The 8301-nt window shown below is 68.5% G+C and carries 9 protein-coding genes; 7 read left to right on the top strand and 2 right to left on the bottom strand.

The window, feature by feature from the left end:
• Together ACFR9S_RS11375 and ACFR9S_RS11380 are read left to right on the top strand one after the other, a co-directional pair.
• A partial coding sequence (locus ACFR9S_RS11375; protein WP_379818694.1) for a M28 family metallopeptidase occupies positions 1-645 on the top strand: 645 nt, incomplete at its 5' end.
• Between the two features lie 208 nt (positions 646-853).
• On the top strand, positions 854-1288 hold the full coding sequence (locus ACFR9S_RS11380) for a universal stress protein (RefSeq protein ID WP_379730923.1): 435 nt from the start codon (positions 854-856) through the stop codon (positions 1286-1288).
• Between the two features lie 16 nt (positions 1289-1304).
• Here the strand turns inward: ACFR9S_RS11380 and ACFR9S_RS11385 are convergent, their stop codons facing one another.
• Positions 1305-1988, bottom strand: a complete 684-nt coding sequence (locus ACFR9S_RS11385) for a helix-turn-helix domain-containing protein (RefSeq protein WP_379730924.1) — start codon at positions 1986-1988, stop codon at positions 1305-1307.
• A gap of 101 nt (positions 1989-2089) precedes the next feature.
• Between ACFR9S_RS11385 and ACFR9S_RS11390 the strand changes: the two genes are divergently transcribed.
• The 5 genes from ACFR9S_RS11390 to ACFR9S_RS11410 are packed head-to-tail and all read left to right on the top strand — an operon-like array spanning position 2090 to position 8058.
• A complete protein-coding gene (locus ACFR9S_RS11390) occupies positions 2090-3775 on the top strand; it encodes an ABC transporter substrate-binding protein (protein WP_379730925.1) in 1686 nt (561 codons plus the stop codon).
• A gap of 3 nt (positions 3776-3778) precedes the next feature.
• A complete protein-coding gene (locus tag ACFR9S_RS11395; protein ID WP_379818695.1) occupies positions 3779-4735 on the top strand; it encodes an ABC transporter permease in 957 nt (318 codons plus the stop codon).
• Positions 4732-5715 (top strand): ABC transporter permease, encoded by a 984-nt coding sequence (locus ACFR9S_RS11400; RefSeq protein WP_379730927.1) that lies wholly within the window; start codon positions 4732-4734, stop codon positions 5713-5715. The genes ACFR9S_RS11395 and ACFR9S_RS11400 overlap by 4 nt, the downstream gene beginning before the upstream one ends.
• Position 5716: 1 nt before the next feature.
• A complete protein-coding gene (locus ACFR9S_RS11405) occupies positions 5717-6763 on the top strand; it encodes an ABC transporter ATP-binding protein (RefSeq protein ID WP_379730928.1) in 1047 nt (348 codons plus the stop codon).
• The gene (locus tag ACFR9S_RS11410; protein ID WP_379730929.1) at positions 6760-8058 is read left to right on the top strand and encodes an ABC transporter ATP-binding protein; all 1299 of its coding nucleotides are present in this window, start codon (positions 6760-6762) and stop codon (positions 8056-8058) included. The genes ACFR9S_RS11405 and ACFR9S_RS11410 overlap by 4 nt, the downstream gene beginning before the upstream one ends.
• On the opposite strand, the gene ACFR9S_RS11415 is transcribed toward ACFR9S_RS11410, so the two are convergent.
• The coding region (locus tag ACFR9S_RS11415; RefSeq protein WP_379818696.1) for a DUF1028 domain-containing protein at positions 8059-8301 on the bottom strand (243 nt) is incomplete at its 5' end. It lies immediately after the preceding gene.

An 8301-nucleotide genomic window follows, 5' to 3' on the forward strand; every position in this document is an offset into this window, starting at 1 on the left:
GACGAGGTGCTCGTGACCGCCCACGTCGACGCCCACGACATCGCGGAGGGCGCGAACGACAACGGCGCCGGCTCGGTGCTCGTCGCCGAGGTCGGCCGGCTGCTCTCGCAGGTCGACGACGACCTCGACAGCCGCGTTCGGCTGGTCACGTTCGGCTCCGAGGAGATCGGCCTGCGCGGCGCGTACCACTGCGCGGAGACGACCGACCTCTCGAACGTGAAGTGCGTAATCAACCTCGACGGCGCCTGTAGTTCCCGAAACCTCCGTGTCGGCACGAACGGGTTCGACGAGCTCGGGGAGCTGTTCCGCTCGGTCGCCGCCGACTTCGACGCCCCGATCTCGACGGGGTCGACCATCTCCCCCCACGGCGATCAGTGGGCGTTCGTGCAGGAGGGCGTGCCGGCGACGATGACCGGCACCACCTCCGACCAGTCCGGCCGCGGCTGGGGGCACACCCACGCCGACACGCTGGACAAACTCGACTCCCGAGACCTCCGGGACGTGGCGACGCTGGTGACGGAGGCGGCGTACCGGGCCGCACAGGACGAGTTCGAGGTCGAGTCCCGCAGCCGCGAGGAGACCCGTGACGCGATCGACGAGGGGTACGTGCAGGAGTTGAAGATGGGCGGGCGGTGGCCCTACTGAGCCACGGCGAGTGACCTGCTGCGACCTCCGTGTCGCAGCGACGGAACCCATGCCGTGGCTCTGTCGTACTAAACCACGGCGAGCGAGCGCCGACGGCCTCTGTGCCGTCGGCTCCGAGCGCGATGCCGTGGCTCTGTCGAACTGAAACCCAACGAACGCCGCGCCGACGGCCGGTAGTTTTTCGCCCCGTGAAGCCGACCGCACAGCCGTGTCCGAAACCGTACTCGTCCCCGTAGACGGATCGCCTCAGTCCAACAGCGCGCTCGATCACGCACTCGAGACGTTCCCCGAGGGGGAGATCGTCGCACTGACCGCGGTCGACCCCATCGCGGCCGGCTACAGCACGACGCCCGGTCCCGACGCCGGCGGCTACCCCGGCGAGTGGATCAAGCAGGCCAACGAGCGCGCCGACGACATCCTCAACGATGCCGTCGAGCGCGCCGCCGAGCACGACCGTGAGATCGACACCGTCCGCGTCACCGACCGGCCGGCCCGGGCGATCGTCGACTACGCCGACGAGGAGGGCGTCGACCACATCGTGATCGGCAGCCACGGCCGGACGGGCGTCACGCGCGTCCTGCTTGGCAGCGTCGCCGAGAAAGTCGTCCGCCGCGCCCCCTGCCCGGTGACGGTCGTCCGCTGAACGTCGTCACCGATCGTCAGTAGAGGTGGCCGCCGACCTCCTCCATCACCTTCTCTTCGGCGCGGGCGAGATGCTCCCACGCCGTCGTGCGTGAGACGCCGAGCTCCTCGGCGATCTCCTCGACGGTGGTGTCGTGGTCGACGCCGTAGTAGCCGGACTCGATCGCGGCCCGGAGCGCGTCCCGCTGTCGCGGGGTGAGCACCGTCAGCAGCTTCGAGGCGTCGAGCTGTGGCTCCATCGTGAGCTGGCTCAGCTCCACGTTGCGTTCGAGCCGTACGTCGTTCCCCCACCCCTCGATCCGCTCGATGATCTCGGTGAGCCGGTCGGGATCCTCGAGGTAGATCGTCCAGCGCTCCCACCCATCCGAGATCGTCGTCCCCATCCGGTAGTGGATCCCCATGTCCGAGAGCCGTTCGGAGATGCTGTCCCACTTGCTCACGTCGACCGTCATCGAGACGTACACGCGCTCTCCGCCGAGCGCCGACAGCGGCTCGGCTTCGGTGACGGGCTCGGTCTCGCGGAACTGCTCGATGAACTTTGGGATCGAGTCGGCGTCGCCGACGAGTTCGATGATGCGCCGACGGGTGTCCCCCCGTCCGGTCATCGACGACACCGACCGCATCGTCACGTCGGGGAACGCCGCCGACACCGTCTGTTCGGGCTCGCCGCGGTGGCGGATCCGGAGCACGACTTCGCGCATACTCGTCCGTCGGCGTCGACCCGGAAGCGGCTTTCGGCTGTACGCCGGATATATTTGGGGTGAGACTCATGGGGATGTGGTAAATACACACACACAGGACTATGGCACCCGATACCGAGTGGACCGACGAGGCACTGAGCGGGCCTGAAATCGACAGGCGAACCGCGATATCCCTGCTCGGTGCGGCCGGGCTGGGCGGACTGGCCGGCTGTACCGGCGGCGACGGCACCGAAACCCCGACTGAGGGCGGGACCGACGACGGGACGGCGAGCCCGACCGCGACGCCGCCGTCGGAGGACCAGTTCGGCGGCCGGCTCCAGGCCGGCTGGTACACGGGCGCGATCGAACAGATGGATCCGCCGTACATCAGCGTCGGGCAGTACTTCCAGCTCGCCTCGAACGTGTTCAACGGGCTGACGACGCTGAAGCCCGACCTCACGGTCCGGGGCGATCTAGCCGAGGACTGGACCGTCGAGGACGACGGCGCGACGTTCACGTTCCAGCTCCGCGACGACGTGACGTTCCACAACGGCGAGCAGTTCACCGCGGAGGACGTCCGCTACACGATCAACCGCACCATTCAGGAAGAGGCGCCCGCCGCCTCGAAGCTGTCGTCGCTCCAGCCGGTCGACGACGGCGGCGTCGAGGTCGTCGGCGACTACGAGGTCACCCTCCGGTTCGAGGAGCCGAACGCGGTCGCGCTGATCTACCTGACCCGCGGCCCCGGCCGCGCCGCGACGATCGTGAACCAGACCGCGATCGAGGAGATGGGCGCCGACCAGTACGGCGTCACGCCGGTCGGCACCGGGCCGTTCCAGGTCACCGAGCACGAGGTCGGTAGCGGCGTGACCCTCGACGCCTACGACGATTACTTCGAGACCGACGAGAACGGGAACCAGCTCCCCTACCTCGACGGGATCGACGTGCAGCCGATCCCCGAGCCGGCGTCGATCGTCAACGCGCTCCGGGCGGGCGACATCGACTTCGCGAACATGCTCCCGCTCCAGAACCTCCAGCAGATCGAGGACGCCCAGAACGCGCGGGTCGACTCCAAGCCGGGCATCAACTGGACCGGGTTCGCGATGAATCAGGAGCGCGAGCCGTTCGGCGACCGACAGGTCCGCCGCGGGATCGCGAAGGTGATCGACAACCAGGCGTTCGTCGACTCCGCGTTCTTCGGCAACGCGCTGGCCGACACCGGCGTACTCAACAAGGGGACCGCATGGGTCTGGCGCGAGGAGGGCGAGAAGCCCAGCGACCAGCAGTACGCCCCCGAGGAGGGGAAGCAGCTGCTCGAGGACGCCGGCGCCGACGGCGCCAGCTTCTCGATCCTCGCCAACTCCGGCAACCTCCGCGCCGCCGAGGCGATGCGGAACCAGCTCAACAACGCCGGGCTGGACGTGAGCATCGATCAGGTCACGTCGTCGACGTACTGGACCCGCTACGAGGAGGGGGAGTACGACACGACCATCTCCGGCAGCGTTATCGACCCCGACCCCGACCAGTCGCTCTGGAACTTCTACCGCCTGCCCGACGAGGGCGGCGTCTGGAACTGGGTCAACCACGTCGACGAGGAGGTCCACCAGCTGCTGGCCGAGCAGCGCGGGACCGTCGACCGCGACGCGCGCCGCGAGGTGCTCTGGGAGCTCGAAGACAAGCTGATTCAGGATGTCCCCCACGCCTACCTCCACCACCAAGACGACATCGCGGGCGTCAGCACCAGCGTCCAGGGGTTCCAGCACATCCCCGGTCTGCGCTACTTCCACACGGTGTACCTCGACGAGTAATCGATGTGGCGATACATCGCGAAACGCGTCGCTCACGCCCTGTTCGTCATGTGGCTGGTGGCGACCACGGTGTTCCTCGGGCTGCGGTCGATCCCGGGCGGGCCTGTCCGTGCGATGCTCGGGCAGGAAGCGACGCCGGAGGCCGTGGCGTCGCTCCGACAGGAGCTCGGGCTGGACGAGCCGCTGCCGGTCCAGTACGTCGACTGGCTGACCGGCATGTTCGTGGGCGACTTCGGCACCAGCATCACCTCCGGCGCGGAGGTTGGCTCGCTGATCGCCCAGGCGGCGCCGAGAACCCTCTCGATCGCGCTGTTCGGCGTGCTGCTCGGGCTCGCAGTGTCGATCCCGGCCGGCGTCCTCGGCGCGACACGGCGCCACCAGCCGGCCGACTACGCCGCGACGATCGCCGCGTTCCTCGGCATCTCGATGCCCGCCTTCTTCGTCGGGATCCTGCTGGCGATCGTGTTCGGCGTCTGGCTGGGCTGGTTCCCCGTCGTCGGCTACACGCCGCTGTCGGAGGGGTTCGTGCCGTGGCTCAAGAGCATCACCCTCCCGGGGATCGCCGTCGGCCTGCCGTACGCTGCCGGCGTCACCCGGATGATGCGGTCGTCGCTGATCGAGACGTTGGACGAACAGTACATGCGGACCGCGCTGGCGAAGGGCGTCAGAAGCGACGTGCGGCTGTACAAGCACGCGCTCCAGAACGCCCTGATGCCGGTGGTGACGATCGCGGGGATCCAGCTCGCGCTGGTGCTCGGCGGCACGGTCACGGTCGAGATCGTGTTCGGCATCCAGGGGCTGGGTCGGCTGCTGGTCAACTCCATCCTGGAGCGTAACTACCCGGTGACCCAGGTCACCATCCTGCTGATCTCCGGTATATTCGTGTTCATGAATCTCATCGTCGACATCGCCTACACGGCAATCGATCCGCGGGTCCAGTACGGGGGTGACCAGGCGTGACCGACGGTCCCTCCTACGCCCGCAACGACGGCGAGTTCGGCGTCGGCGAGGTGCCCCCCGAGTACGACGTCGAGGAGACCGTCGAGGAGCACAAGTCCACCGGCGCCCGGATCGTCGAGGCGCTGCGGGCAAACAAGCTCGCACTCGCCGGCGCGATCGCGATCGTGCTGCTGGTGCTCGTGGCGGCGTTCGCGCCCTTTGTCGCGCCCCACGGTCCCGAGGAGCAGTTCGGCTTCATGCAGGAGCCGATGAGCCAGTCGGCCGGCGACTTCGACGGCGACGGGCAGACGGAGACGGTCACCCACTACCTCGGCACCGACTCATTCGGCCACGACATCCTCACCCGGATCATCTACGGGGCGCGCGTCTCGCTGTTGGTCGCGCTCGCGACGGTGGCGTTCGCCTTCAGCGTCGGGACGACGCTCGGCATCCTGGCCGGCTTCTACGGCGGCTGGGTCGACAGCGTCGTGATGCGCTACATCGACTTCCAGTGGGCGTTCCCCGAGATCATCTTGGGGGTGGGTATCATCGCGGTGATGGGCGGGCTCGGCGTCACCAACGTCGTGCTCGCGATCGGGATCGCGTTCATCGACGACTTCGCCCGCATCATCCGCGGCGAGGTGCTGTCGATACGCGAGGAGGAGTACATCACCGCCGCCCGCGCGGTCGGGATGAACGACGCCCGCATCATGTTCAAGGAGATGCTCCCCAACGCGGTGGCGCCGCTGATCGTGCAGGCGACGCTGATGATCCCCTTCGCCATCCTCGCGGAGGCAGGGCTGTCCTTCCTCGGGCTGGGTGTCAAGCCCACCACGCCGACGTGGGGGCTGCTGATCTCCGACGGTCGGCAGTTCATCTCGCGGGCGTGGTGGATCTCCGTGATGCCCGGGCTGGCGATCATGGTCACCGTCCTGGCGTTCAACACGCTGGGCGACGGGCTTCGGGACGCGTTCGACATCTCCGAGGAGGAGGTGAACTGAGATGAGCGATCCAGTGCTCGAAGTCCGCGACCTGCAGACGCAGTTCCCGACCGACCGCGGCGTCGTGAAGGCCGTCGACGGCGTCGACCTCACGATCGAGTCCGGCGAGATCGTCGGCCTCGTCGGCGAGTCCGGCTCCGGCAAGAGCGTGCTCGCCGACAGCGTCGTCGGCATCGTCGAGGAGCCCGGCGAGATCGCCGGCGGCGACGTTCTGTTCAACGGCGAGTCGCTGCTCGAGATGTCCGAGGCCGAGCGGGAGTCGATCCGCGGCGGCAACATCTCGATGGTGTTCCAGGACCCGATGAACAGCCTCAACCCCACGCTCCGCGTGGGCGAACAGATCGCCGAGACCGTCCGGCTCCACCAGGACGTCGGTGAGTCGGTGTCGCTGTCGGCCGAGATGAAACGGAAGATCGTCGGCGCCGCCAAGAACGGCGAGGCGTGGCGCCGCGCGATCGAGATGCTCGAGGCCGTCGAGATCCCCGAGCCAGACGCGCGGGCGACGGACTACCCCCACCAGTTCTCCGGCGGGATGCGCCAGCGCGCGATGATCGCGATGGCGCTGTCCTGCGAGCCGGACCTGCTGGTCGCCGACGAGCCGACGACCGCGCTCGACGTGACGATTCAGGCCCAGATCCTCGACGAACTCGAGGGGCTGAAGGACGCGTTCGACACCTCGATCCTGCTTATCACCCACGACCTCGCTGTGGTCGCGGAGACCTGCGACCGCGTGAACGTGATGTACGCCGGCGAGATCGTCGAACGCGCCGAGACCGAGACGCTGTTCTCCTCGCCGGAGCACCCCTACACGCAGGGGCTGATCGCGAGCACGCCCCGGCTGGAGGACGCCGACCGCGATCTCCAGCCGATCGAGGGGAACGTCCCCGACCTGATCGACATCCCCTACGCCTGTCACTTCGCGCCGCGCTGTCCGGAGTCGAACCGGGAGTGTTTCGAAGTCGATCCGGAGTTCCGTGACGTGGGCGAGCCGGACGACGATCACGAGGCCGCCTGTCTCCGGCGCGGCCCGGAGGGGGAGCAGCTATGAGCGGCGACGACCCCCTGCTCGCGGCCGAGAACGTGAAGAAGCACTTCGATCAGTCCGACGGCTTCCTCGACCGGCTGCTCGGCGGGGGCGGGCTGGTCCGCGCCGTCGACGGCGTCGACCTCGAACTTCACGAGGGGGAGACGCTCGCGGTCGTCGGCGAGTCCGGCTGCGGGAAGTCGACGCTGGGGCAGACGCTGCTGAACCTCCACTCGGCCACCGGCGGCTCGATCCGGTTCCGCGGCGACGAGCTCACGGGGCTGTCCGACCGCGAGATGCGCAAATACCGCCGGCGGATGCAGATGATCTTCCAGGACCCGCTGGCGTCGCTGAACCCGCGCCAGACCGTCGGCGACATCGTGACCGCGCCGATGGAGGTCCACGACATCGGCGACGACGACGCCGACAGGCGTGAACGCGCCGAGGAGCTACTGGAGCGAGTGGGCCTCAAGGCGGCCCACGTCGACCGCTACCCCGGCCAGTTCTCCGGCGGCCAGCAGCAGCGCGTCGGCATCGCCCGCGCGCTCTCCGTCGAGCCGGAGATGATCGTGGCCGACGAGCCCGTGAGCGCGCTCGACGTGAGCGTGCAGGCCCAGATCCTCCAGCTACTGGACGATCTGCAGGACGAGCTCGGGCTGTCGATCCTGATGATCACCCACGACCTCTCGGTCGTCCACCAGGTGGCCGACCGGGTCGCGGTGATGTACCTCGGCGAAATCGTCGAGACCGCGCCGGTCGAGGAACTGTTCGAGAACCCGAAACACCCCTACACCAAGTCGCTGCTGTCGGCGGTGCCCCGGATCGACCCCGCGGCCCGCGAGGACCGCATCCTCCTCGAAGGGACGGTCCCCTCACCGATCGATCCGCCCGAGGGCTGCCGGTTCCACACTCGCTGTCCGGAGGTGATCCCGGGCGACGACTGGTCCGGGGATCAGCCGGCGTTCCGCCGGGCGTTCACGTTCCGGAACCGCGTCGAGAACGGCGAACTCGACCCCGATGCAGTCCGTGACCGGCTCGAAGCCGAGTCCGACGACGTGACCGACGACGATGTGGCGGCGCGACTGATCGAGGGGGCCTTGCCCGGCGAGATCGAGTCGCTGCCCGACCCCGCGGCCGAGACGGTGCGGACGGCCGCAAAACAGGTCGTCAGGGGCGACGAGGACGCCGCCGCCGAGACGGTTGGGGCGTTCAGTTCGCCCTGTGTCGAGTCGGCGCCGCGGGTCGTCGAGCCGGCGTCGAACCGGACGGCGGCGTGTCACCGGATCGACCCGGAGCACCCCGCCGCCGAACTCGACTGATCAGTCGAAGATCCGTTCTTTCGACGACTCGCTGAACCCGTCGCTGGCCTCCACGGCCGCCTCGTACACGCGGCGGAGTTCTTCGACCGGATTCTCGTGTTCGTCCACGCGGAGGTCGTGGAACGCGGTGGTCTGGGGCGCCTTGATCAGGATCGCCGCCGAGGAGTGGCCGCGCTTGTCGCCGCCCGCGTCCTCCCCGGCGGTCAAGGCGGTCAGGAGCCGCTCGGTCAGCGGACCCTCGGC

The organism is Halolamina salina (assembly GCF_042678005.1).
Classification (GTDB): domain Archaea; phylum Halobacteriota; class Halobacteria; order Halobacteriales; family Haloferacaceae; genus Halolamina; species Halolamina salina.

Coding starts and splice junctions, on each gene's coding strand:
- ACFR9S_RS11385 (WP_379730924.1), bottom strand. CDS start 1,988: ATGCGCGAAGTCGTGCTCCGGATCCGCCACCGCGGCGAGCCCGAACAG.
- ACFR9S_RS11390 (WP_379730925.1), top strand. CDS start 2,090: ATGGCACCCGATACCGAGTGGACCGACGAGGCACTGAGCGGGCCTGAA.
- ACFR9S_RS11395 (WP_379818695.1), top strand. CDS start 3,779: ATGTGGCGATACATCGCGAAACGCGTCGCTCACGCCCTGTTCGTCATG.
- ACFR9S_RS11405 (WP_379730928.1), top strand. CDS start 5,717: ATGAGCGATCCAGTGCTCGAAGTCCGCGACCTGCAGACGCAGTTCCCG.
- ACFR9S_RS11410 (WP_379730929.1), top strand. CDS start 6,760: ATGAGCGGCGACGACCCCCTGCTCGCGGCCGAGAACGTGAAGAAGCAC.